This window comes from Streptomyces hebeiensis, from assembly GCF_052983195.1.
This window is the reverse complement of sequence record NZ_CM129812.1, coordinates 5421414-5443160: the sequence shown is the minus strand read 5'-3', so window position 1 is coordinate 5443160 and position 21747 is coordinate 5421414. Positions and strand designations below refer to the sequence as shown.

General features: G+C 71.9%; 22 protein-coding genes and 1 pseudogene. 11 read left to right on the top strand and 12 right to left on the bottom strand.

What is annotated here, in order from left to right:
• Nucleotides 1-69 precede the first annotated feature (69 nt).
• Nucleotides 70-465 (top strand): superoxide dismutase, Ni, encoded by a 396-nt coding sequence (sodN, locus tag ACU6P3_RS23455; protein ID WP_030754121.1) that lies wholly within the window; start codon nucleotides 70-72, stop codon nucleotides 463-465.
• Here the strand turns inward: sodN and ACU6P3_RS23450 are convergent.
• Nucleotides 417-827, bottom strand: a pseudogene (locus ACU6P3_RS23450) (class I SAM-dependent methyltransferase); the annotation flags it as partial. The gene sodN and the pseudogene ACU6P3_RS23450 overlap by 49 nt on opposite strands.
• A gap of 384 nt (nucleotides 828-1211) precedes the next feature.
• Here ACU6P3_RS23450 and ACU6P3_RS23445 point away from each other — a divergent pair.
• The gene (locus ACU6P3_RS23445) at nucleotides 1212-2453 is read left to right on the top strand and encodes a PP2C family protein-serine/threonine phosphatase (protein ID WP_447193978.1); all 1242 of its coding nucleotides are present in this window, start codon (nucleotides 1212-1214) and stop codon (nucleotides 2451-2453) included.
• 75 nt (nucleotides 2454-2528) lie between these two features.
• Here ACU6P3_RS23445 and ACU6P3_RS23440 read toward each other — a convergent pair whose 3' ends face one another.
• Complete coding sequence (locus ACU6P3_RS23440) at nucleotides 2529-3164, bottom strand: DUF5994 family protein (RefSeq protein ID WP_447193977.1); 636 nt, start codon at nucleotides 3162-3164, stop codon at nucleotides 2529-2531.
• Nucleotides 3165-3871: 707 nt separating this feature from the next.
• On the opposite strand from ACU6P3_RS23440, the gene ACU6P3_RS23435 reads away from it, so the two are divergent.
• Nucleotides 3872-5140 (top strand): ATP-binding protein, encoded by a 1269-nt coding sequence (locus ACU6P3_RS23435; protein ID WP_447193976.1) that lies wholly within the window; start codon nucleotides 3872-3874, stop codon nucleotides 5138-5140.
• A 37-nt stretch (nucleotides 5141-5177) separates the two neighbouring features.
• Here the strand turns inward: ACU6P3_RS23435 and ACU6P3_RS23430 are convergent, their stop codons facing one another.
• The 5 genes from ACU6P3_RS23430 to ACU6P3_RS23410 form a co-directional block, all read right to left on the bottom strand.
• On the bottom strand, nucleotides 5178-5666 hold the full coding sequence (locus ACU6P3_RS23430; protein ID WP_447193975.1) for a DUF5994 family protein: 489 nt from the start codon (nucleotides 5664-5666) through the stop codon (nucleotides 5178-5180).
• Between the two features lie 281 nt (nucleotides 5667-5947).
• Nucleotides 5948-6085 carry a hypothetical protein gene (locus ACU6P3_RS23425; protein WP_447193974.1) on the bottom strand — a complete coding sequence of 46 codons (138 nt, stop codon included), beginning with the start codon at nucleotides 6083-6085 and terminating at the stop codon, nucleotides 5948-5950.
• Nucleotides 6086-6298: 213 nt separating this feature from the next.
• A complete protein-coding gene (locus tag ACU6P3_RS23420; protein ID WP_447198032.1) occupies nucleotides 6299-6739 on the bottom strand; it encodes a DUF5994 family protein in 441 nt (146 codons plus the stop codon).
• Nucleotides 6740-7046: 307 nt separating this feature from the next.
• The gene (locus ACU6P3_RS23415) at nucleotides 7047-7484 is read right to left on the bottom strand and encodes a RidA family protein (protein WP_447193973.1); all 438 of its coding nucleotides are present in this window, start codon (nucleotides 7482-7484) and stop codon (nucleotides 7047-7049) included.
• A gap of 408 nt (nucleotides 7485-7892) precedes the next feature.
• Nucleotides 7893-8882, bottom strand: coding sequence for a LysR family transcriptional regulator (locus tag ACU6P3_RS23410; RefSeq protein WP_447193972.1), 990 nt, complete (start codon nucleotides 8880-8882; stop codon nucleotides 7893-7895).
• Between the two features lie 307 nt (nucleotides 8883-9189).
• On the opposite strand from ACU6P3_RS23410, the gene snpA reads away from it, so the two are divergent.
• Together snpA and ACU6P3_RS23400 are read left to right on the top strand one after the other, a co-directional pair.
• Nucleotides 9190-9861 carry a snapalysin gene (gene snpA, locus ACU6P3_RS23405; protein ID WP_447193971.1) on the top strand — a complete coding sequence of 224 codons (672 nt, stop codon included), beginning with the start codon at nucleotides 9190-9192 and terminating at the stop codon, nucleotides 9859-9861.
• Between the two features lie 85 nt (nucleotides 9862-9946).
• Nucleotides 9947-10648 (top strand): polysaccharide deacetylase family protein, encoded by a 702-nt coding sequence (locus ACU6P3_RS23400; protein ID WP_447193970.1) that lies wholly within the window; start codon nucleotides 9947-9949, stop codon nucleotides 10646-10648.
• A 179-nt stretch (nucleotides 10649-10827) separates the two neighbouring features.
• Here ACU6P3_RS23400 and ACU6P3_RS23395 read toward each other — a convergent pair whose 3' ends face one another.
• From ACU6P3_RS23395 to ACU6P3_RS23385, 3 genes are all read right to left on the bottom strand, one after another.
• Entirely contained in the window at nucleotides 10828-11271 is a 444-nt protein-coding gene (locus ACU6P3_RS23395; RefSeq protein ID WP_447193969.1) for a DUF6304 family protein, read from the bottom strand.
• Between the two features lie 93 nt (nucleotides 11272-11364).
• On the bottom strand, nucleotides 11365-12432 hold the full coding sequence (locus tag ACU6P3_RS23390; protein ID WP_447193968.1) for a family 2 encapsulin nanocompartment cargo protein polyprenyl transferase: 1068 nt from the start codon (nucleotides 12430-12432) through the stop codon (nucleotides 11365-11367).
• A gap of 129 nt (nucleotides 12433-12561) precedes the next feature.
• A complete protein-coding gene (locus ACU6P3_RS23385; protein ID WP_447193967.1) occupies nucleotides 12562-13965 on the bottom strand; it encodes a family 2B encapsulin nanocompartment shell protein in 1404 nt (467 codons plus the stop codon).
• A 334-nt stretch (nucleotides 13966-14299) separates the two neighbouring features.
• On the opposite strand from ACU6P3_RS23385, the gene ACU6P3_RS23380 reads away from it, so the two are divergent.
• On the top strand, nucleotides 14300-14890 hold the full coding sequence (locus tag ACU6P3_RS23380) for an N-acetylmuramoyl-L-alanine amidase (RefSeq protein ID WP_447193966.1): 591 nt from the start codon (nucleotides 14300-14302) through the stop codon (nucleotides 14888-14890).
• 119 nt (nucleotides 14891-15009) lie between these two features.
• Nucleotides 15010-15963, top strand: coding sequence for a 1-aminocyclopropane-1-carboxylate deaminase/D-cysteine desulfhydrase (locus ACU6P3_RS23375; protein ID WP_447193965.1), 954 nt, complete (start codon nucleotides 15010-15012; stop codon nucleotides 15961-15963).
• A 205-nt stretch (nucleotides 15964-16168) separates the two neighbouring features.
• On the opposite strand, the gene ACU6P3_RS23370 is transcribed toward ACU6P3_RS23375, so the two are convergent.
• On the bottom strand, nucleotides 16169-17770 hold the full coding sequence (locus tag ACU6P3_RS23370) for a Na+/H+ antiporter (protein WP_447193964.1): 1602 nt from the start codon (nucleotides 17768-17770) through the stop codon (nucleotides 16169-16171).
• A gap of 219 nt (nucleotides 17771-17989) precedes the next feature.
• Here ACU6P3_RS23370 and ACU6P3_RS23365 point away from each other — a divergent pair, with 219 nt between their 5' ends.
• The 3 genes from ACU6P3_RS23365 to ACU6P3_RS23355 all read left to right on the top strand — a co-directional run bounded on the left by ACU6P3_RS23365 (nucleotide 17990) and on the right by ACU6P3_RS23355 (nucleotide 19917).
• Nucleotides 17990-18250 (top strand): UBP-type zinc finger domain-containing protein, encoded by a 261-nt coding sequence (locus tag ACU6P3_RS23365; protein WP_344278055.1) that lies wholly within the window; start codon nucleotides 17990-17992, stop codon nucleotides 18248-18250.
• Nucleotides 18251-18511: 261 nt separating this feature from the next.
• Nucleotides 18512-18925, top strand: coding sequence for an ATP-binding protein (locus ACU6P3_RS23360; protein WP_344278052.1), 414 nt, complete (start codon nucleotides 18512-18514; stop codon nucleotides 18923-18925).
• The gene (locus ACU6P3_RS23355; protein ID WP_447198031.1) at nucleotides 18814-19917 is read left to right on the top strand and encodes an RNA polymerase sigma factor SigF; all 1104 of its coding nucleotides are present in this window, start codon (nucleotides 18814-18816) and stop codon (nucleotides 19915-19917) included. Before ACU6P3_RS23360 ends, ACU6P3_RS23355 begins: the two co-directional genes overlap by 112 nt.
• A gap of 103 nt (nucleotides 19918-20020) precedes the next feature.
• On the opposite strand, the gene ACU6P3_RS23350 is transcribed toward ACU6P3_RS23355, so the two are convergent.
• Nucleotides 20021-20470 carry a hypothetical protein gene (locus ACU6P3_RS23350; protein ID WP_030754163.1) on the bottom strand — a complete coding sequence of 150 codons (450 nt, stop codon included), beginning with the start codon at nucleotides 20468-20470 and terminating at the stop codon, nucleotides 20021-20023.
• Between the two features lie 268 nt (nucleotides 20471-20738).
• Here ACU6P3_RS23350 and ACU6P3_RS23345 point away from each other — a divergent pair, with 268 nt between their 5' ends.
• A complete protein-coding gene (locus ACU6P3_RS23345) occupies nucleotides 20739-21707 on the top strand; it encodes a diacylglycerol/lipid kinase family protein (RefSeq protein WP_447193963.1) in 969 nt (322 codons plus the stop codon).
• Nucleotides 21708-21747: the final 40 nt, after the last annotated feature.

Below are 21747 nucleotides of genomic sequence, written 5' to 3'. Positions count from 1 at the left end.
CTCGCGAAAACGCGCTTCTCACGGAGTAATGTCGCACCCGAGAAGACGATCACGAGGAAGGACGGCTCTATGCTCTCCCGCCTGTTTGCCCCCAAGGTGAAGGTCAGCGCCCACTGCGACCTCCCCTGCGGCGTGTACGACCCGGCCCAGGCCCGCATCGAGGCCGAGTCGGTCAAGGCCATCCAGGAGAAGATGCAGGGCAACGACGACGCCCACTACCAGGCGCGCGCCACCGTCATCAAGGAGCAGCGTGCCGAGCTCGCCAAGCACCACGTCTCGGTGCTGTGGAGCGACTACTTCAAGCCCCCGCACTTCGAGAAGTACCCGGAGCTGCACCAGCTGGTCAACGACACCCTGAAGGCGCTGTCGACGGCGAAGGGCTCGACGGACCCGGCCACGGGCCAGAAGGCTCTGGACTACATCGCCCAGGTCGACAAGATCTTCTGGGAGACCAAGAAGGCTTGATCTTCGATCACGCCGTTTGACCTGCGATTTCCTTGGTCGTTTGGTCTTCCGGTCCGCACCCGGTCCGCAGGCCGCCGAACACGGCGCCCCTGACGGTCCGGGTGCGGTCTTCTTCGCCCGGCCGCAGGTGCGCGTCCGCAGCGTGGTGCGCGATGACCGGCTCGGGATCGTAAACCGTGATGGCGCCACAGGTCGTCGAGTTCGACCTTGTCCCGATCGCCCGCGGCGGAGACGATCACCAGCCCGTCACGGGCGACCACGCGGGACAACTCCCCCACTGCCTGAGGGATGTCCGGGACGTGGTGGAGCATGTGCGGCGCCAAGGCGGCACTGGTGCCGCCCGTGGCCAGTGGCAAGCGGGTGGCGTCCGCGACAGCGGCCGATCAGAGCTGTAGGCGCCTCCGGCGAGGCGGCCCCGGTCGGTGACGGCGGCGTCGTGTGCGGCGGACAGGTCGGTCACGTCGGCAACTCCGGAGGGGCGGCAGGGGGCAGCCGCAAGGACGGCCCTGCGCTGGAGCCGTTCGGACAGCCCCGAGGTGCGGTGCCGCTCCTGGCCGATATGACGCATGACGGGGTTGAAAGCCACCTGTCCTGATCAGGTGCGACATGCCATGTTTGGCGTAATGGGCACGTTGGGTTGGTCGGCCGCGTCACTCTGGAAGAGTTGATCACGGTCGTGTCAGGAGCCCTGGGTAGCCGGGACACGGTGACCTGGACTTTGAGGACGAGGATGCAGGGGCGCGGCCATGGCACAAGGTGAGCGGCGGCCGGAGAACGGCATGACGGACCGTTCGGAAGGGTTCGGTGAGCGGCTGCTGGGGGTGCTGCTGGACCGGGCACACGAGATGCCGCCGCAGCTGATCGCCCCGCTGATCGCGGAAGAGGTGGCCAGGGTCGGTGGCCGTGACGTCTCGATCCTCCTGCAGGATTACGGCCAGCTGGTGCTGGTGCCGTTGCCGGGTCGGCGGCTGATGGCCGGCGAGCCTGAGCCGATCGGTGACTCTCCCGCCGGCACCGCCTTCCTGCAGGCGACCACTGTCGAGGTGCCGCGGCCCGACGGCATCCGGATGTACCTGCCGCTGCTGGACGGCAGCGACCAGGTGGGAGTGCTCGCCCTCACCCTGGACGCCGTCGACGACGACGACCGGCGGCTACTGCGCAGGCTCGCCGGTCTGGTCGCCGACATGCTGGTCACCAAGCACAGCTACACCGACCAGTTCTTCCTCGCCCGGCGCCGCGAACCGATGAGCGTGGCCGCCGAGATCCAGTGGTCTCTGCTGCCGCCGCTGGCCATGTCCGTCCCGCAGGCAGCGGTGGCCGGAATCCTGGAGCCCGCCTACAGCGTCGCAGGCGACAGCTTCGACTACGCCCTCAACGAGGACATCCTGCACCTGGCCATGGTCGACGCGATGGGCCACGGCCTGGACGCCGCCACGATGGCGACCGTCGCCGTCGGGGCCTACCGGCACGCCAGACGTGCCGACATCGGCCTGTCCGAGATCTACGCGTTCATGGACCGGGCCATCGCCGACCAGTTCGGGCCCGACCACTTCGTCACCGCGCAGATGATGCGTCTGAACATCGCAACGGGCCATCTGCAGTGGGTCAACGCGGGCCACCCCGCGCCGCTGCTGATCCGCAATCACCAGGTCGTCCGGCAACTGACAGGCCCGACCACCCTGCCCGTCGGCTTCGGCGGTGAAGAGCCCCAGGTCAGCGAGCAGATGCTCCAACACGGCGACCGGGTGCTGTGCTTCACCGACGGCCTGATCGAGGAACACGAAGCCGGCGAAGAGCAGTTCGGCGAGGAGCAACTCATCCACTGGGTCAACCGCGTCGAACACACGGAGAAGGGGGTACGCGCGGTGGTGCGCGCACTCTCCCACGCCCTGAAGCAGCAACGGGGCGACCGCACCAGCGACGACGCGACCCTCTTCCTTGTCGAATGGCGCGGGGGCACCGCCGACCACCTCGCCCTCCTGAAGTGAGCGGACAGCCGCACCACCATGGACAGGGCCGACGACACGCATACCCTTCCACTCCCGCCGTTGCCCGCGAACGCCCTACCGGCGGAGCCGGCTCCGCGATCCTCCTCGGGGCGGGGATCCCCCTTGGGGCGGGTGCGGGTCCACTTCTCTGTGCGGCGCCATGGCGAGAACCGCCGGGTGGCGGGCGTCATGCCCGCCTTCGGAATCCCAGATCGCCTCCCGGAACGAGTCCGAGTCGGCCTCTGCCTCGGCCCGGAAGAGTTCGGCCTCATGGATCAGGCCGGTCGCCGTGAGGGCCCGCGATGAGTCTGTGGCCGTGGCCATGAGCCGGGCCGCGGTGGCCGGCTCTGTCTCCGGTGGGATCACCAGCAGGTCCCAGCGGCCGACGGTGTAGGAGAGCAGCAGAAGCTTGTGCGGGTCTTGCTCGGCCTCGAACCAGCCGACGTGCACCACGTGCCCGTGAACGGGCACCTTTCGCGGGATGACCGGCCAGTACGTGGGGTTCACCGTTACCCGGGTGATCCGCCCCCACAGCGGGTCGAGGACCTCGATGAGCGCCGGAAGCTCCGCCTTCAGGTCGCGGGAGCGGGGCCACCAGGCACCATCGATCAAGGCCGGTGCGGTGTCGACGGGTGCCAGCACGAGTCGGGCCGACAGCGAAGACGGGGTCCGCTCCTCGACCGCGGGCGTCGACGGAATGGTCGCGGTCATGATGCGAACCCAACCCCGGGCCGGTCACGGCCGGCCCGGTTGCCATGAATCGCCGAGAACGACCCGGCGTGGAAGCCGGTGTACGAGAAGCTCTCGGTAATCACCAGGATACTCCTCGCCGACGCCCGGCGGACCGATGGGGAGCGGCGGGCTGAACGGAACACGAGGAACACGTCCCACAGCCAAGGAGCGCTGGGCCAGGGCACGCGAACCATCGTGCGTGAGACCGGTCCGGTAGCCGGCATACGACATGCCCCGGCGCCCTCCGGCTCGATACCGAGCACGCGGAAAGGATCGCCGTGCACCGGTACGGTCGCGTCCTGCCCGGCGGCCCACGTCGCGGCACCGACACGGCACGTCCCCGTGCGCGACCACCGCTGTCCAAGTCGCCGACCGTCGGCGAACGACATGACCACCGTGACGGGGGCCGCGGCCGCTTCCTCCCGCGCCGCCGCCGCGACCGCACCACTCACCACGGGTGACGGGGCGATGTCCGCCCCGCGCACCGACCACCGGCGCGGCCCGTACCTACGGGTTTCGGCCCTGCCTCACGAACCGGCCCAGTCACCCGCAGGGTTTCGACCGGCGGGTGGTGGTGCGGGCGAGCGATCCGTGCCGCCAGGGCGGACTCGTGGCCGAAGCTCGTCGCGCGCGCCCTCCGGACATCGGCTGATGATGGGAGTACGGCCGAACACGCGGAGCTGATCATGACGGGTTGGCGCGTCAGGGACTACACCCAGGACGATCTCGAAGCGCTGATCCGCGTCGACATGGAGAGCGGCACGACCGAGGAGCCGCCGCTCTTCCCGCTCTCGGACGCCGTCACCGCCCTCCAGGCCCGCCACCCGGCTGTGGTGGCCACGGCCGACGACGTACTGATCGGCGCCGCGGTGAGCAGGGTGGAGGGCGAACGGGCATGGATCCTGCGCATCTGCATGGCGCCCACCTGGCGGCAGCGCGGACTGGGCAGCGCCCTCATCACCGCTCTTGAGCAACGGCTCTTCGCCGCCGGCGTCCGGGCGGTGCACGCCGCCCTGCCCGAGGGCGAGACCGGTGCCACCGCCCTGAGCAACTGCGACTTCGGCGCCCGCCCCGGGCTGGTCTTCTTCGAAAAGCGCGGGCCGGTGACTCCACAGTCCGTCGGCACGCTGTCCTCGCTCGGAGCGGAGCTGCCGCCCGGGGGACTGTGGCAGAAGGCCGCGGGCATGCGACGGGAGAAGCGGCTCATCGAGCGGCGCCTGGTCCTGCCGCTGGCCCATCCCGAACTGGCCGCACAGCACGGAGTGGACCTGCCACGTGCGGTGATGCTGTTCGGCCCGCCCGGGACCGGCAAGAGCACGTTCGCGCACGCGATCGCCAGCCGCCTGGGATGGCCCTTCCTCGAACTGTTCCCCGCCCGTCTGGCCGCCGAGTACGGCCTGGCGACCGGGCTGAACCGACGTTTCGACGAGATCACCCGGCTCGACCACGTCCTCGTCTTCATCGACGAGGTCGAGGAGATCGCCGGCGAACGCGGCGGCGCGGACGCGACCGCTGTCGGCGTCGTCAACGAACTGCTCAAGGCGATCATCCGGTTCCGAAGCCAGGACGGACGGCTACTCGTCTGCGCCACGAACAACGTGACCACTCTCGACTCCGCGTTCCTGCGGCACGGCCGCTTCGACTACGTGCTGCCGATCGGCCCTCCCGACCACACCGCCAGGACCGCGCTGTGGAAGAGCTACCTGGACCGAGCGGGCGCGCGGGCCGACAGCGCGGTACTCGCGTCCGCCAGCGAGGGGTTCACCCCCGCCGACATCGCCCACGCGGCGCGAACCGTCTCCCAGGCCCAGTTCGAGCGCACCTTCGACACCGGAACCCGGACCACCCCCACCACCGACGACTACCTGGACACGATCCGCGACACCACGCCCACGGTCAGCGCCGCCATGGCCCAGGAATTCGCCCAGCAAACGCAGAAGTTCGCCCGCTTCTAAGGGCTGTCCAGCGAGGAGTCGCTCTGCGACGGACGTGTCAGGCCGGCGTAGACGGCGTGTCGCTGCCCGTGTCGATGAGGATCTGTTTGGCCTCGGTGACGTTGTCGGCCCGTACAGCCCTGGCCATCGCGGCCCGTGCCGCGTCGAGTGTCGTGTCCGGAGGGACCAGCAACAGCGAGAAGTGGTCCCGGTCGCCCCGGGTGATGAGGACGGTGTCGTCACCGACCGGGAAGGAATCGATGTGCACGACTCGGCCGTGGACCATCACCCGAGTCGGCAGTCCGTCCCACGCACTGCCGTCCAGCCCGACTCGGGTGACAGGGCCGAGATGCTCGGTCAACGCGGTGATCAGTGAGGGTAGCTCGGCAACTACGTCCCGGGACCGCGGCCACCACGCGCCGTCCAGGACTCCCTCGCGTGCGTGTGTCGTCTCCAGCCTCAGCAGGGCCGTGCCGGGGCTCACCGACCGGTGGACGGCGTCCGGCAGGAGCCTGGGGAGGTGGTCGGGGGTGTGTGAGTCGGCCATGGTGTCCGCCCGTCCGCAAAGATCGGTGCGACCGCAGAGCATGCGACCGCGATACGACCCCGCTGCCTCACCGTACTCCGCACGACGCCCGCGCGAGCGCCTCGCCGCAGGCGGGTTCCGGAGACAGGCAACGGCTCCGGCGTATACCCGCCGGAGCCGCCCTTCCGGGTCATTGCACGTGAGAGTGCGCCGACCCGCTTTCCACATTACACAAAAGGGATCAATCCGACAGGAACAACCCTTGTGGGGTTCGCTTCGGTCCGAGAAGCCGACGCGGTGGCTCAGCCACGCCCTTCCTCTTCCGCCTCCATCTGCCGGATCCCCCGGTGCGTCAGCGTGATCATCGCAGGCGTGTTGCCCCTCCCCCAGTCCACGACGGCCCGGCCTTCGCCCGCCACGTACATACAGGCAGCGGCCATGGCCTGCTAGTGCCGCGACCGGCAAGGTTTGCCCGTCAAGGAGCGGCGTCCGGTGCGTGTGATCGCAAGGCGGGCAGCAGTCCATGTAGCGGAGCTACCTGGGCTTGTGGCCAACGCGGCGAGCGCGCGTGCCGGGCGTCGCGACGGGGCAAGCGTTGCCGGGAGGGGCACTAGGACGAGCGGCACGGCCACGGCGATGACGAGCATGGGATCTCACCTCCGCCGACCGGCGGGCGAGGGCCCTGCCGAGCCGATGGGCCGGGGCAGAGACGACGGTCGGCCCGCTCCGCCGTCTGCCTCCCACACTTCTTCCCTGTTTCGGGCATCGATCCTGTCCGCTGCTGCCTCCCGGGCCGGGGCGTCGAAGCCGTCGCCGGCCATCAGCCGCGCGGCGGCATCCGAACCGGTTTCCGGCGGAATCACCAGCACGTCACGGCGGCCATCAGCGGAGAAAAGAGTGAGCCTGTGCGGATCCTGCTCCTCGGTGGACCAGCCCACCCGCACGATGCGCCCGGCGTCAGACACCCAATGCGGCAGGACGGGCCAGGAGGCCGGGTGCACGGTGACACCCGTGATACGACCCCGGAGATCGCCCAATGCGGCCGTCAAGGACGGCAGCTCACGGATGAAGGCACGGGAGCGAGGCCACCACATGCCGTCCAGCCCGCCCGGCGCGGGCGTCGGGGACAGCCGAGCCGGCTGCGGCGGCGCGCGTCTGCTCGATGCCGTACGGTCAATGGTCACGGCCATGGCGTGGGCCTGTCCCCGGGCTCGTGGGTGCGGCCCGGCGCTGTCGATCACCGGAAACGGCACCCGCGGCGGAGCCGGTGCGCGAAGAACTCCCGGTGTCTGCACACCCCTCCGCTCACCGGCCCGATAAGCCGGGGATGACCAGGCGTCCGCATCCTGGTGCGGACCCGGCCGGCCACCCGGACCCACCGTGGCCCGGGTGGCCGGCCGGTCAGGAGACGTTCTCCGGGGCGGTCGGCTCCCCGGGTTCCTCGGGGATCTCCGCCACGGCGGTGATCTCGACCAGTTGGCCCGAGTAGCCCAGGCAGGCGACGCCGACCAGGGTGGAGGTGTGCGGGCCGAGGGTGAGACCGCCCGCTCGGACCACCTCCCAGACCCGGCTGAGGTCCGCCGGGTCGGACGACGCCACGTACACGGTCGTGGCCACGACATCGGCGAGCCCGCACCCGACGGCGTCCAGCGCGGTACCGAGGTTGGCCAGCACCTGCTCGCTCTGGGCGACGAAGTCCTCCGGACCGACCAGCTTGCCGTCCGGGTCGAGCGGTACGGCCCCGGCCAGGAAGGCGAGGCGCCGGCCCGTCTCGACCACCGCTGTGTGCGCGTAGTCCGGCGGCGGGAACAAGCCGGGCACGGTCATACGATGGGCCATCTGTCGCTCCTTCAGGCTGTGTCGCCCTCGACCTGTCACTTAGAGGTCGCGCGGATGGCTGGGGTGGCGTCGCGTGCCGATGGGCGGCGCCCGGCGGCGTTGTCGTCGGTCCACGACTCCCCCACTGCCTCAAGGGCGTGGGAGGTGCCCCCTCCGCGTCGCCTCCCTCCTCCGCCTTGCCGGACTTGCCCCTCGACCCGCTCCTTCCTCCACCCCACCCATCCGCGCGACCTCTTACCGGTAGGAAGTACGGAGGCGAGCCCCCGCACGCTCAGCCGTGCGGCGTACTGATCAAAGAGGGGCGACGGTCCAAGGAGCGTATCCCTGCGGCGCCGTAGTACCGGCCCGCCCGGCACCTGCCACAGTCCCGGTCCGCCCGGCGTCTCCCACGCGTCGGCGCGACGAGCGTCAGGCCGCCTCCGCATGGAGCAAGGGGCTCTTGTTACGCGTGAGCCACAGGCGGTAGTCCACCGCCCGCAGCGCGGCCTCCCGGTACGCGTCCGTCAGGTCCCCGAACACCCGGGCGCCGACGGACTCCTCGGCCTCGCCGACACGCGCCCCCGGGGCGACGCCCGGCCGTGAGAACAAGAGCAGCCGTACGGCCAGCGGGTCGTCCCGCAACGGCCGGATCGCCAGGTCGTCCCGTGGGTCGGAGGTGGGCTGGCAGGGGGCCACGGCCTCGCCCACCGCGATCAGCGAGGCCGCCGTCTGGTAGTCCCCGTGCACCAGGGGCGGATCGATGCCCGCCGCGCTCAGGACCCGGCGCACCCCGTCCCACTCGCCGTCCACCGTCGGGTCGAGGATCCAGCGGTCCTGCGCGAGGTCCGCCAGCTCCACCACCGGGCGGGCGGCGGCGGGGTGGTCCCGGGACATGGAGATGAACTGCGGTTCGCGGTCCACCACCACCCGCCTCTCCAGCCCGTCGGGGACATTCAGCGGGCAGCCCTCCACCTCGTGCACGAAGGCGACGTCGAGCCGGCCCGCGGCGACCGTCCGCAGCAGCGCGCCGGCCGAGACGTCCATGTGGAGCGAGATGTCCGTACCGGGCATGCGGCGGCGGAGCCTGCGCAGCCAGCCCACCAGCGCCCGGCTCGCCGTGGAGCCGATCCGCAGCCGCTCCCCGCCCACCAGGTCGGCCGCCGAGGTGGCCTCCGCGACCAGCGCGGCCATGCCGGAGACCAGTGGCCGGGCCCGGCTCACCACCGAGCGGCCCAGCGAGGTGGGGCGGCAGCCACTGCGTTCGCGGGTGAACAGCTCCGCGCCCAGGGAGTTCTCGATGCGCCGCAGCTGGGTCGTCAGGGCCGGCTGGCTCATGCCCAGTTGCCTGGCCGCCTTGTGCAGGCTGCCGGCGTCGGCGATCGCGCACAGGGCGCGCAGATGCCTCACCTCCAGCTCCATGAACCCGAGAGTAGAGCGGCCTCCTGAGCCGCACCAGATAGCCAAAACACGCCAATTGACGACGAGTTATGACCGACTGTGGCCGACATCCGGCAACTTGCGCCGCCTTCTGCCCCATACAAGCTGGCATACAGGCACGCATACCGGCAGCAGGCACCGCGCCAACCGGCCGCCATGCCCGTCGAAGCGTGTCACGCGGTGATGCGCCCGTGTTATCGGCGGTTGACATCATCCGTACGGGGACGGGCTCCCCGAGACTCTGCGGTATCCCCAATCCGTGTCCACGGACGAGTAGGAGTCCCCCCACATGAGACACCCCAAGACCGCGCTCTCCGGCCTCCTCGGCATCGGACTCGCCTTCGCGACGGCCTTCGGCGCCGCGCCCGCCTCCGCCGCCCCCGCCCCGGAGGGCCCGGCCCCCGCCGCGCCGGCCGCGACCTCGTCGTACGCCGCGTACAGCGGTTCCGCGGCGGAGGCGGCCAACACCAAGGCGTTCTTCGACGCCGTGCTGAAGTCGGTCGCCGAGAAGCGCGCCGCGAACCCGGGCGTCCAGGCCGTGACCGTGGTCTACAACGCCTCCAGCGCACCGACGTTCCGCAGCCAGATAGCCTCCAGCACGTCGATCTGGAACGCCGCCGTCACGAACGTGAAGCTCCAGTCGGGCAGCAACGCCGACTTCACCTACCGCGAGGGCAACGACTCGCGCGGCTCGTACGCGAGCACCGACGGGCACGGCCGCGGCTACATCTTCCTCGACTACGCGCAGAACCAGCAGTACAACTCGACGCGCGTCACCGCGCACGAGACCGGGCACGTGCTCGGCCTGCCGGACCACTACTCCGGTCCGTGCAGCGAGCTGATGTCCGGCGGCGGCCCCGGCACCTCCTGCCAGAACGCCCAGCCGAACGCGGCCGAGCGCTCCCGGGTCAACTCCCTGTGGGCGAACGGCCTCGCCGCCGCCATGGCCAAGCTCTCCTGACTTCCGGCTTCCGCACCGGCCTCACGGGCGCCCCGGTTTCGTGTGCGGGGCGCCCCTGCCGTGTCCGCCTTGGTAACGTCGCTCGGTGGACTTCCGTGGTGACTTCGCGACCCATCTGACGGTACGGACCCTTCGACGGCGCGGTGTCACGGCCGTCCCCCTCCACGAGTGGGCCGCCGCCCAGGGCCTCGAGCTCACCCGTACGGTCCTGGACCGCGGGCGCACCCCTGCCGGGCCGGTGCTCACCCGGCGTTCCAGGGGCACGTTCGAGGAACAGCGGAGCGCCGCCGAGCGGTGGGCCGGGCTGCTGGCCGGGGCGGGCTTCACAGTCGTACGGACACGGATCGAGGCGGCCCCGTGGAACGAGGACGTGCCGCGGACCGACGCCGAGGCCGCGGCGCTGCCCGCGCAACTCCACTTCGAGCACCGCGCCACGGTCCGGCTGTCCATCCCCTACGACACCGGACGGCTGGCCGCGGTCGCCGAACGGCACCACGCGCACGTGGCGCGCACCGCGCGGCAGGTGTTGCCGGGCGGAACCCAGGAACGATGCGTCATCCAGCGGGTACGGTCGGCCGGGCGGCCTTCGGCACGGGCCCGGCTGGACGCGCTGATCGACGCGCTCATCGCGGACGGGTTCCGGCCCGTCGACGTCAGCGAGGAGTTCGTGCTCCACGACGACAACCCGGCGGTGGACAGCGGCTGGTCGGAAGAACCGGTGGAGCCGGCCGAACCGGCCGAACAGTCCACGGCGCCGGAGCCGCCGGGGGACGGACGGCCGGGCTGAGGGGCCGCCCCTCAGTACCCGCCTCCCCGGCGCCCGGCCCCCGGCACACGCCCCCGCGCACCCCGCCCCGCGCCCCGCGGATCCCGCCCCGCGCCACCACATCATCCGTACGTGTCAGCCGCGTCAGCCATACGCGTCGACCTGCACGCGCCCGTTCGTCCGCACACGGACACCGCTGCTCAGGGCGCCCCCACCAGCTGCTTGCCGCCCAGTTCCGTGCCGGGCGGAAGCTGACGCCGGATCCGGTCGAGCGCGTCCTCGAAGCCGCCCCCGGCGATCCCCGACGCGTACGCCGCTCCCCCGCAGTGCAGCGTCAGGCTCAGCTCGGCACGTCCCACGGGACCCTCGTCCGTACGGTCACCGAGCGCCAGCAGGCAGCTCAGCGTGGCCTGTTCGGTCGTACCGTCCGCGCTGAACGGCAGTGGCATGTCCCATTCCAGGACACAGGACGCCAGGGTCTCGCCCGCACCCACTGCCTCCAGGGCGGCGAAGTCCGCCCCCTCGTACTCAACTCCCCTTATTCGGGTGCGCACATGGCGCCCACCCGCGACGAGGGTGATCGCTTCGGCACCTTGGCCGTCGCGATACCAACCCGCCCACGAATCCGTCGACTCCGCTGTCATGGCGCGGACTGTAGCGGTAGCGCGGCTTCCGCCGCAGCACGGGTCGTCAGTTCCGGTCGTACCAGGGCAGGTTGTTCGCGCCCGCGCCGTCGCTCAACTCGTACGGCGGGTGACGAACTCCGCGAGCGCCAGCAGGTCGTCTCCGGCCGCGAGGTCCGGCACGGCCCTGGAGAGCTGGTGGACGGCCCTGGCCATCCGGTCGGCGGCCTGCTCCTGCGCCCAGTCGCGCCCGCCTGCCCGCTCCACGGCGTCGGCCGCGCGCCGGACCGCCGTCTCGTCCATCGGCCGCCGGTACAGCTCGGCCAGCTCCGCGCCGGCCGGGGTGCCGGAGGCCAGGGCGTGCACGACCGGCAGGGACTTCTTGTGCGCGGCCAGGTCGGCCCCCGCGGGCTTTCCCGTCCTGGCGGGGTCGCCCCAGATGCCCATCAGGTCGTCGATGAGCTGGAACGCGAGCCCCGCCTCGCGGCCGAACGTGTCCAGCGCGGCGACCTGTTCGGCGGTCGCGCCCGCGTACAGACCGCCGAGCGCGCAGGACGCGCCGAGCAGGGCGCCCGTCTTGGCCGTCGCCATCGTCACGCACTCGGTCACCGAGACCTGCCGCGGGTCTCGCCGTTCGAAGGCGCAGTCCGCCTGCTGGCCCGCGCACAGCTCCACGACGCAGGCCGCGAGCCGGGCGGAGGCGGCGGCCGCCGCGGGGTGCGGGTCCTCGGCCAGCAGCCGCACGGCGAGGGCCATCATGGCGTCGCCCGCGACGATGGCGTCCGGGGTGCCGAAGACCGTCCACGCCGTGGCCCGGTGGCGCCGGGTCGGGTCCTCGTCGATCACGTCGTCGTGGAGCAGGGTGAAGTTGTGGGCCAGTTCGACGGCCACGGCGGGCCGGATCGCGTCCCGTACGGCGTCGTCGCCCGCCCGGCCGCCGTCGAGCGCACGCGCGGCGGCCAGGACGAGCGCCGGCCGGACGGCCTTGCCCTCCCGCCCGGAAGCCGGCGTCCCGTCGGCGTGCTCCCACCCGAAGTGGTACATCGCCACGCGGCGTATGGGGCCGGGCAACGTCGCGACGGCGGCGCGCAGTTCGGGCTGGACGACACCGCGGGTGCGCTCCAGGAGCGCCGTGGCCCCGCGCCCCTCGATGGCGGTGTCCGTGCTGGTCGTCGTGGTCACGTTCGGCTTCCTTTCCCGCGTGGGGAGGCAGGGCTGGAGGAGAGGCGGGCTGCTGTAGGGAGGGCGGGCCCGGGCGGGCGGCCGGGGCTCAGTTCGGCCGCCCGCCCGGGCGCCGTCCGGTCGGTCAGGTCACCTCCAGCGGCCCACTTCGACGTTCTCCAGCACGCCGAGCGCGTCGGGCACGAGGACCGCCGCCGAGTAGTACGCCGTGACCAGGTACGAGATGATCGCCTGCTCGTCGATGCCCATGAAACGGACGGACAGGCTCGGCTCGATCTCGTCGGGGATACCGGACTGCTGGAGCCCGACGACGCCCTGCTCGGCCTCGCCCGTACGCATGCAGATGATCGAGGTCGTCCGGGACTCGGAGACCGGGATCTTGTCGCACGGGAAGATCGGCACCCCGCGCCAGGCGGGCACGTGGTGGCCGCCGACCTCCACGGTGTCCGGGTACAGCCCGCGCCTGCTGCACTCGCGGCCGAAGGCGGCGATGGCCCGCGGATGCGCCAGGAAGAGCTTCGAGCCCCGGCGCCGCGAGAGCAGTTCGTCCATGTCGTCCGGGCTCGGCACGCCGGCGTGGGGCTGGAGCCGCTGCCCGTAGTCGCAGTTGGCCAGCAGTCCGAACTCGCGGTTGTTGACCAGCTCGTGCTCCTGGCGCTCGCGCAGCGCCTCGACCGTGAGCCGCAACTGCTGCTCGGTCTGGTTCATCGGCTGGTTGTAGAGGTCGGCGACCCGGCTGTGGACCTTCAGCACGGTCTGCGCGACGCTCAGTTCGTACTCGCGGGGCGCCGCCTCGTAGTCCACGAAGGTGTGCGGTACGACGGCCTCGCCGACATGGCCGGCGGACAGGTCGATCTCGGCCTCGCCGTACTTGTTCGTCCGCTGGTGCGGCACGGCGGCCACCGCCCGCAGGTGTTCGCTCAGGGACGCCTCGCGCTCCGCGAGGTTTCGCACGTCCGCCCGGGTGAGGACCAGGACCGTGCACGCCGTGGCCGCGCGCGCGGTGTACCCCCAGGTGGCCTCCCCGTCCACCAGGGCCCCGTCGCCGAAGTACGCCCCGTCCGCGAGGACTCCGAGCACGGCCTCGTCCCCGTACGGGCCCGCGCCGACCTTCTCCACCCGGCCGTGCGCCAGCAGGAACACCCGGTCCGCCACCTCGCCCGCCGTGGCCAGGACCTGGCCGGGCGCGAACTGCCGCTGCTCGCAGCGGCGCGCCAGCTCGGCCAGCACGCCCTCGTCACCGTAGCTCCGCAGGGGCGGCAGCTCGCCCAGCTCCGCGGGGACGACCGACACCCGCTCCCCGGTCTGCACAAATGTCACGCGCCCGTCACCGACCGCGTAGGTGAGCCGGCGGTTCACCCGGTACGTGCCGCCCTGGACCTGGACCCACGGCAGCATCCGCAGCAGCCACCGAGAGCTGATCTCCTGCATCTGCGGTACCGACTTGGTGGTGGTCGCCAGGTTCCTGGCCGCGGCCGTGCCCAGACTCTGCTGGGGGAGCCGCACCTCGCGAACCTCGTCGCCAACCGACATGGAGTCTCCCTCTCAAATCCTTGTGCTGACCTGCTCGGAGAACACTTCCAGCGGGTGGCGTGCGGGCGCCATTACACGAAGGAGTGGGACTGAATCGCGTGTGACGGGGCACAAGAAACGTATTTTCGCCCGCCCGGCTCAAACGGACGGCACACTGTCCGGAACGGTTCGAACGCCGTTACGGATGACGTATGACGCCTTGCGGGTTTTCTTCGGGTTCTTTGGATCCTCTGGTTTTGCCCGTTTCTCCGGAACACCGGCGGAACGCGTTGTCCGCCCACCACCGACGCACTTGCACACGCACGCGCGCACACTCGAACAGAAGGAGTCGGCCATGGCCCCACCCATGTCCGCGAGCACGTTCCTCAAGGCCCTCAAGGAGGAGGGACTGACCGTCGTCGAGGTCGGCGACTGGCGTACGCACAACCGGAACCACGTGGGCGCCTGGGGCCCCGTGCACGGGGTGATGATCCATCACACGGTCACCCGGGGCACCGCCGCGACCGTACGCCTGTGCCGGGACGGCCACGCGGACCTGCCGGGCCCACTGTGCCATGGCGTGATCGCCAAGGACGGCACGGTACACCTGGTGGGACACGGCCGCGCCAACCACGCGGGATCCGGTGATTCCGACGTCCTGCGGGCCGTGATAGCGGAAAAAGCCCTTCCCCCCGACAACACGGCCGACACCGACGGAAATCGCCATTTCTACGGCTTCGAATGCGAAAACCTGGGTGACGGAAAGGACCCGTGGCCCGAGGCCCAGCGGGAAGCCGTCGAACGGGCCGCGGCGGCGATCTGCCGATTCCACGGCTGGGGCGCCCCTTCCGTGATCGGTCATCTGGAATGGCAGCCCGGCAAGATCGACCCGCGCGGTTTCACGATGGACGAGATAAGGAGCCGCGTCCGCGACCGGCTCAAGTGACCCCCGACCGCGACGCCCGGTGCCGCCCGCCGTCCGATACGTACCGGAGGGCGGGCGGCACCGGAGGGCGGGCGGCACGGGGGCGGGCGAGCGGCACCGGGGCGGGCGACAATGGCCGGGTGAGTCGTCCGTCCGCAGATCCCGCCGCCGCGCTCCGGCCCCGGCTGCCGTCCCCGCTCCAGGAGGTCAGGGACGCGCGCTTCGACCGGCACGGCGTACGCCTGCTGCTCAAGCGGGACGATCTGGCGCATCCGGAGATCCCGGGCAACAAATGGCGCAAGCTCGTGCCGAACCTGCGGGCCGCCGCGGCGGAGGGGCGCGGCACCCTGGTCACCTTCGGGGGCGCCTACTCCAACCACCTGCGGGCCACGGCCGCCGCCGCGCGGCTGCTGGGGCTCCGCGCCGTCGGGATCGTACGGGGGCACGAGCTGGCCGGGCGGCCGCTCAACCCCTCGCTCGCCCGGTGCGCCGCCGACGGGATGCGGCTGTCCTTCGTGGACCGTGCCACCTACCGCCGCAAGGGCGAGCCCGGGGTCGTGGCCGGCCTGCTCGCCGGGCTCGGACTGGCGTCCGGGGACGTGTACGTCGTACCGGAGGGCGGCAGCAACGCGCTCGCCGTCCACGGGTGCGCCGAGCTGGGGCGGGAGCTGGAGCGGGAACTGCCCGCGGCGGCCGGCACCGTCGCCGTGGCGTGCGGGACCGGCGGGACGCTCGCCGGGCTCGCGGCCGGGCTCGGCGCGGGCCGGCGGGCGCTCGGATTCCCCGTGCTCAAGGGGGACTTCCTGGAGGGGGAGGTACGCGGCCTCCAGCGCGCCGCCTTCGGCGGCCCGGCCGGGGACTGGCGGCTGGACGGCCGCTTCCATTGCGGTGGATTCGCGCGTACGACCGGGGAGCTCGACGCGTTCGCCGAGGAGTTCGAGGACCGGCACGGCCTCCCGGTCGAACGTCTCTATGTCGCCAAGATGCTCTACGGCCTCGGTGTGCTCGCCCGGGAGGGCGCCTTCGCGCCGGGCACCGCCGTGGCCGCCGTCGTCACGGGACCGCCGGAGCCGGGCGCCGCACACGGTGCGTGACGGCCGTACGGGACCGGCCCGACGACCCGCCCGCACGCCCCGTGACGCCATGTCGTCCGCCCCGTGCCGCCACCCCGTTCACCCGGTGGCGCCGCCCGTCGCGCCCCTCCCCCATGCGGCGCGACGCCCACGGCCGGCCCCGACTCCCCGTCCGGGACCTCCCTCTCCCTCCCGAGACTCCCCGCCCGGGACCCTCGCCCGCGCCTCAGTCCGTCTCCTCCTCCCGGTACGCCACCGCCTCCTCCTGGTCCAGCCTGCGCAGCAGCGTCCGCATCATCTCGTCGTCGATCCGGCGCTGGTCCCGCAGCTCCACGAACACCGCTCGCTCCGCCGCGATCATTTCCCGCGAGAGCCGCCGGTAGGTGGCGTCCGCCGACTCCCCCGTCACCGCGTTCACCGCCCCCAGCCGCTCCCACACCGCGTTGCGGCGGCGCTCCATGACCGCCCGGAGCCGGTCCGCCAGCGGGGGCGGCAGCTCGTTGCGCTCGTCGGCCAGCAGTTCCTCCAGCCGCCGCTCCGCCGCCGTCGACGCCGCGTTCTGCGCCTGTGCCTCGGCCAGTGTCTCCGCCTGCCGGTCGCGGCCCGGCAGGCGCAGCAGCCGGATCAGCGACGGCAGGGTCAGCCCCTGCACGACCAACGTGCCGATCACCGTGGTGAAGGTCAGGAACAGCACCAGGTTCCGCCCCGGGAAGGGGCTGCCGTCCTCGGTCACCAGCGGGATGGAGAACGCGATGGCCAGGGACACCACCCCGCGCATGCCGGCCCATCCGATGATCACCGGAGCTTTCCAGTCGGTGTCCGGCTCGCGCTCCTTGAGCCGCGGGAACAGCGCGCGCGGCAGGAACGTCGCCGGGAAGACCCAGACGAACCGGACCACCACCACCGCCGCGAACACGCCGGCCGCGTAGAGGAACGCCTTCCCCACGCCGTACGCGCCCAGCCCCTCCAGGACGACCGGCAGCTGGAGGCCGATCAGCGCGAACACCACGGACTCCAGGACGAAGGCGATCATCTTCCACACCGCGGCCTCCTGGAGCCGGGTGTCGAACTCCACCTGCCAGGCACGGTGGCCGAGGTAGAGCGCGACCACCACCACGGCCAGCACCCCCGACGCACCCACCTGTTCCGCCAGCGCGTACGCGACGAACGGGATGAGCAGCGAGAGTGTGTTCTGCAGCAGCGCCTCGCGCAGATGGGTCCGCAGCCAGTGCAGCGGCACCATCAGCACCAGCCCCACTCCCACACCGCCGAGCGAGGCCAGCGCGAACTCCCCGATCCCGGCGCCCCAGCCCGCGCCCGCGCCCACCGCCGCCGCCAGCGCCACCTTGAACGCGGTGATGGCGGTCGCGTCGTTCACCAGGGACTCGCCCTGGAGGATGGTCGTCAGCCGGTGCGGCAGCCCCAGTCTCCGCGCGACGGCCGTCGCCGCCACCGCGTCCGGCGGCGCGATCACCGCGCCGAGCACCAGCGCGGTGGCGAGCGGCAGGCCCGGCACGAAGACGTACGCCAGCCAGCCCACCGCGACCGTGGCGAAGAGGACGTAGCCCACCGACAGCAGCGCGACGGGCCGGAGGTTGGCCCGCAGGTCGAGGTACGAGCTGTCCACCGCGGCCGTGTACAGCAGCGGCGGCAGGATCAGCGGCAGCACGACGTGCGGGTCGAGTGTGTAGGCGGGCACCCCCGGTACGTAGGACGCACCGAGCCCGACCGCCACCAGCAGCAGCGGCGCGGGCACCGGGGTCCGGCGGGCCGCGCCGGCGGTCGCCGCGCTTCCCGCCACCAGGGCCACCAGCGGCAATACGTCCATCACACCGTCCCTCACCGTGCCGTGGGCCCATCCCGTGGGCCCATCCCGTGGGCCGCACCCCGGACCCTCTCCCGGGCGGTAACCCGAGTCGGCCCCCGAGCATGCCCGATCACCGAGTCGATCAGCGTCCCGAGCGGTGTGGCGACGGGCGTGTGGGGTGCGGGGAACAGCGTCCGGAGCCGTCCTCGCGGCCCCCCGAGGCGTCGTAACCTGGTCATCATGAGTGAGTGCCGCCACGTCACGGAGCTGCCGCGCCCCGAGCCCGCACCACTGGGCGAGACCTGCGCCGCGTGCCTCGCGACCGGCAGCCACCCGGTGCAGCTGCGGCTGTGCCTGGTGTGCGGGCACGTCGGGTGCTGTGACTCCTCGCCGTCCCGGCACGCGACACAGCACTTCGAGGAAACCGGGCACGCGGTGATGCGCAGTTTCGAGGCGGGGGAACGCTGGCGCTGGTGCTACGAGGACGGTTCGATCGTGTGATGGCTGGGTACGTCAACTCCCTGCGGGTACATCAACCCTCCGCCAGTTCTTCATAATTGGGCCCGACCGACCCCTAGCCACGTTCTGTGCCCATATGCTTACCATGAGTGACGGGTCTCGAATGGGGGTCCCGGCGACACGGCACCGTCGATCGCGATAGCGTCGCCAGTCCAGACCGGCTACGTACCGACGCGTACCGCGAGGCCCGGGACATTCCCCGTCCCGGAGCCCTGAAGAGCTTGTGCCACCTTGGAGGTGAGGGTGTCCCAGATCGCAGGCGAGCCCGGGACCCAGGACTTCGTGGAAGTCCGGCTGCCCGCTGCGGGTGCCTACCTGTCCGTGCTGCGTACGGCCACGGCCGGCCTCGCGGCGCGCTTGGACTTCACCCTCGACGAGATCGAGGACCTCCGCATCGCGGTGGACGAAGCCTGCGCGATCCTGCTCCAGCAGGCCGTGTCGGGTTCCGTCCTCAGCTGCGTCTTCCGGCTCGTCGAGGACTCGCTGGAGGTGACCGTCTCGGCCCCCACCACCGACGGGCGCGCGCCCGAGCGCGACACCTTCGCCTGGACGGTGCTCTCCGCACTGGCCGGCAAGGTCGACTCGACCGTCGCCGACGACAACACGGTCGCCATCAGCCTCTACAAGCAGCGCGGCGCCGGCCCTGGGCCGACGTGATGGAGAACGGGGGCGGTCCGGTGCGTGACGAGGGGCGCATCCAACGGGACCCGCGCGGCGGGCACGAGGCTCCGGCGGCGGAGCCGGTGCTCACCCGCGCGGGCTTCCCGGAGCAGCAGGCCCGTCCCCACCCGGAGGACGGGTTTGAGGGCCAGACGACCGCGGCGGACCGGATGGCCGCGGTGGAGCAGGCGCAGGCAGAGCGGGCGGCCTTTATGAGCGAAGAACACCACGATCCACAGGATCGCAGCGGGGCGCGGGCGATGTTCATCGAGCTGCGCAAGCTGCCCGACGGCTCGCCCGAGCGCGCCGACCTGCGCAATCAGCTGGTGCGCATGCATCTTCCGCTGGTCGAGCATCTCGCGCGGCGGTTCCGCAACCGCGGCGAGCCGCTGGACGACCTCACCCAGGTCGCGACGATCGGCCTGATCAAGTCGGTGGACCGGTTCGACCCGGAGCGCGGGGTCGAGTTCTCGACGTACGCGACGCCGACGGTCGTCGGCGAGATCAAGCGGCACTTCCGCGACAAGGGCTGGGCGGTGCGGGTGCCGCGCCGCCTCCAGGAGCTGCGGCTGTCCCTGACGACGGCCACCGCCGAGCTCTCGCAGCTGCACGGCCGTTCGCCGACGGTGCACGAGCTGGCGGAGCGGCTGAGCATCTCGGAGGAAGAGGTCCTGGAGGGCCTGGAGTCGGCCAACGCGTACTCGACACTGTCGCTGGACGTCCCGGACACGGACGACGAGTCGCCGGCGGTCGCGGACACGCTGGGCGCGGAGGACGAGGCGCTGGAGGGCGTCGAGTACCGCGAGTCCCTCAAGCCGCTGCTGGAGGACCTGCCGCCGCGCGAGAAGCGGATCCTGCTGCTGCGCTTCTTCGGGAACATGACCCAGTCGCAGATCGCGCAGGAGGTCGGCATCTCGCAGATGCACGTCTCGCGGCTGCTGGCGCGGACGCTGGCGCAGCTGCGCGAGCGGCTGCTGGTGGAGGAGTAGGACGCGAGAAGCTCCCCCAGCAAGGCAACAAGGCGGACAGGACCGTACGGGGCGGCAGGGGCGCAAGGCCTTCGGGCGTACGGCGCCTTCGGGTCGTACGGGCCTACGGGCGGGAGTCGCCGCCCGGACCGCGGATGCCGAGGGCTTCGGTGGTCTCCGGGTTGAGGATCAGGACCAGCCCCGACACGGCGACCACCGCGAGGGCGATGCCCGCCGGGACGAACGCGCCCTCGGAGGTCAGCAGGGTGTAGGCGACGGGCAGGGCCATGATCTGGGTGATCAGCGCGGGCCCCCGGCTCCAGCCGCGGCGCAGCAGCAGGCCGCGCGCGGCGAACAGCGGGAAGGCACCCAGCACGATCAGGGTCACGCCGCCGGTCTCCGCCTGCTGCGGGCTGTCGGGCCGGCCGAGCAACCCCATCACCAGCAGGTACACCCCGCCGACGACCAGGGCGAGCGCCTCCAGGCCGCACACGGCCGCGGCGGCGGTCAGGCGGCCGGGGCGGGGGGCCGGTTCGGGCGTGGACTGCTGCGTGGTCCGCTGGCTGCTGCTCACCCTTGCAGGGTAGCCGGACCGCGCCCCCGGGCCGGGGCCCGTCCCGCCCGGTCACCGTACGGCCGCGTCCCACCGAAGCCGGCGCGGCCGACGCGGCGCCCCCGTACGGACAAGACCCCCGCGGCCGGACCGCCCCGCGCGACGAGCCCGCCCGTACGGCCGGGCGGCTCCGCGCGCCGCGCCACCCCGCGCGACCGGCGGTGATGCCCCGCGGCCGGCGGCACGACCGGGCGCGACCCGCCGACGCCCTGCCGGTAACCTGCTGAGCATGCGCGCGCTTCTCGTGGTCAATCCGGCAGCCACCACCACCAGTGCCCGCACCCGGGACGTCCTCATCCACGCGCTCGCGAGCGAGATGAAGCTCGAGGCCGTGACGACGGAGTACCGGGGCCACGCGCGGGACCTCGCCAGGCGGGCCGCCGAGTCCGGGGAGATGGACCTGGTCGTCGCCCTCGGCGGGGACGGCACGGTGAACGAGGTCGTCAACGGCCTGCTGCACAACGGCCCCGACCCCGGCCTCCTCCCCCGTCTCGCGGTGGTCCCCGGTGGCTCGACCAATGTCTTCGCCCGCGCGCTCGGGCTGCCCAACGACGCGGTCGAGGCGACCGGCGCGATCCTGGACGCGCTGGCCACCCGGAGCGAACGGACGATCGGTCTGGGACTGGCGGCCGGAACCCCCGGTTCGGACGACGAGGCGGTCCCCGCACGCTGGTTCACCTTCAACGCGGGCTTCGGCTTCGACGCGGGAGTGGTGGGCCGGGTCGAACAGCACCGCGAACGCGGCAAGCGTTCGACGCACGCCCTCTATGTGCGCCAGGTCATACGCCAGTTCCTGGAGGAGCCCCACCGCCGGCACGGCCTGATCACCCTGGAGCGCCCCGGCGCGGAGCCGGTCGAGGACCTGGTGCTGTCCATAATCTGCAACACCGCGCCCTACACCTACCTGGGCAACCGGCCGCTCTACTCCTCCCCCACGGCGTCCTTCGACTCGGCGCTCGACGTGCTCGGGCTGTCCAGAATGTCGACGTCCGCGGCGGCCCGATATGGGACGCAACTGCTCACATCGACCCCGACCAGGGGCCCCCAGGGACGTCACGCCGTCTCCCTCCACGATTTGACGGACTTCACCTTGCATTCGAAGGCGCCCCTCCCGTTCCAGATGGACGGCGACCACCTCGGAGTGCGTACGAGCGTGACGTTCACAGGCGTACGCCGTGCACTGCGTGTGATTGTGTGAGTAGAAGGGGCAAAAGTCCTTTCACTCGAACGTTTACCCT

Bases quoted from the DNA above. Each gene is read 5' to 3' on its own strand.
- sodN (WP_030754121.1), top strand. From the start codon at position 70: ATGCTCTCCCGCCTGTTTGCCCCCAAGGTGAAGGTCAGCGCCCACTGC.
- ACU6P3_RS23445 (WP_447193978.1), top strand. From the start codon at position 1,212: ATGGCACAAGGTGAGCGGCGGCCGGAGAACGGCATGACGGACCGTTCG.
- ACU6P3_RS23440 (WP_447193977.1), bottom strand. From the start codon at position 3,164: ATGACCGCGACCATTCCGTCGACGCCCGCGGTCGAGGAGCGGACCCCG.
- ACU6P3_RS23435 (WP_447193976.1), top strand. From the start codon at position 3,872: ATGACGGGTTGGCGCGTCAGGGACTACACCCAGGACGATCTCGAAGCG.
- ACU6P3_RS23430 (WP_447193975.1), bottom strand. From the start codon at position 5,666: ATGGCCGACTCACACACCCCCGACCACCTCCCCAGGCTCCTGCCGGAC.
- ACU6P3_RS23425 (WP_447193974.1), bottom strand. From the start codon at position 6,085: ATGGCCGCTGCCTGTATGTACGTGGCGGGCGAAGGCCGGGCCGTCGTG.
- ACU6P3_RS23420 (WP_447198032.1), bottom strand. From the start codon at position 6,739: ATGTGGTGGCCTCGCTCCCGTGCCTTCATCCGTGAGCTGCCGTCCTTG.
- ACU6P3_RS23415 (WP_447193973.1), bottom strand. From the start codon at position 7,484: ATGGCCCATCGTATGACCGTGCCCGGCTTGTTCCCGCCGCCGGACTAC.
- ACU6P3_RS23410 (WP_447193972.1), bottom strand. From the start codon at position 8,882: ATGGAGCTGGAGGTGAGGCATCTGCGCGCCCTGTGCGCGATCGCCGAC.
- snpA (WP_447193971.1), top strand. From the start codon at position 9,190: ATGAGACACCCCAAGACCGCGCTCTCCGGCCTCCTCGGCATCGGACTC.
- ACU6P3_RS23395 (WP_447193969.1), bottom strand. From the start codon at position 11,271: ATGACAGCGGAGTCGACGGATTCGTGGGCGGGTTGGTATCGCGACGGC.
- ACU6P3_RS23385 (WP_447193967.1), bottom strand. From the start codon at position 13,965: ATGTCGGTTGGCGACGAGGTTCGCGAGGTGCGGCTCCCCCAGCAGAGT.
- ACU6P3_RS23380 (WP_447193966.1), top strand. From the start codon at position 14,300: ATGGCCCCACCCATGTCCGCGAGCACGTTCCTCAAGGCCCTCAAGGAG.
- ACU6P3_RS23370 (WP_447193964.1), bottom strand. From the start codon at position 17,770: ATGGACGTATTGCCGCTGGTGGCCCTGGTGGCGGGAAGCGCGGCGACC.
- ACU6P3_RS23365 (WP_344278055.1), top strand. From the start codon at position 17,990: ATGAGTGAGTGCCGCCACGTCACGGAGCTGCCGCGCCCCGAGCCCGCA.
- ACU6P3_RS23345 (WP_447193963.1), top strand. From the start codon at position 20,739: ATGCGCGCGCTTCTCGTGGTCAATCCGGCAGCCACCACCACCAGTGCC.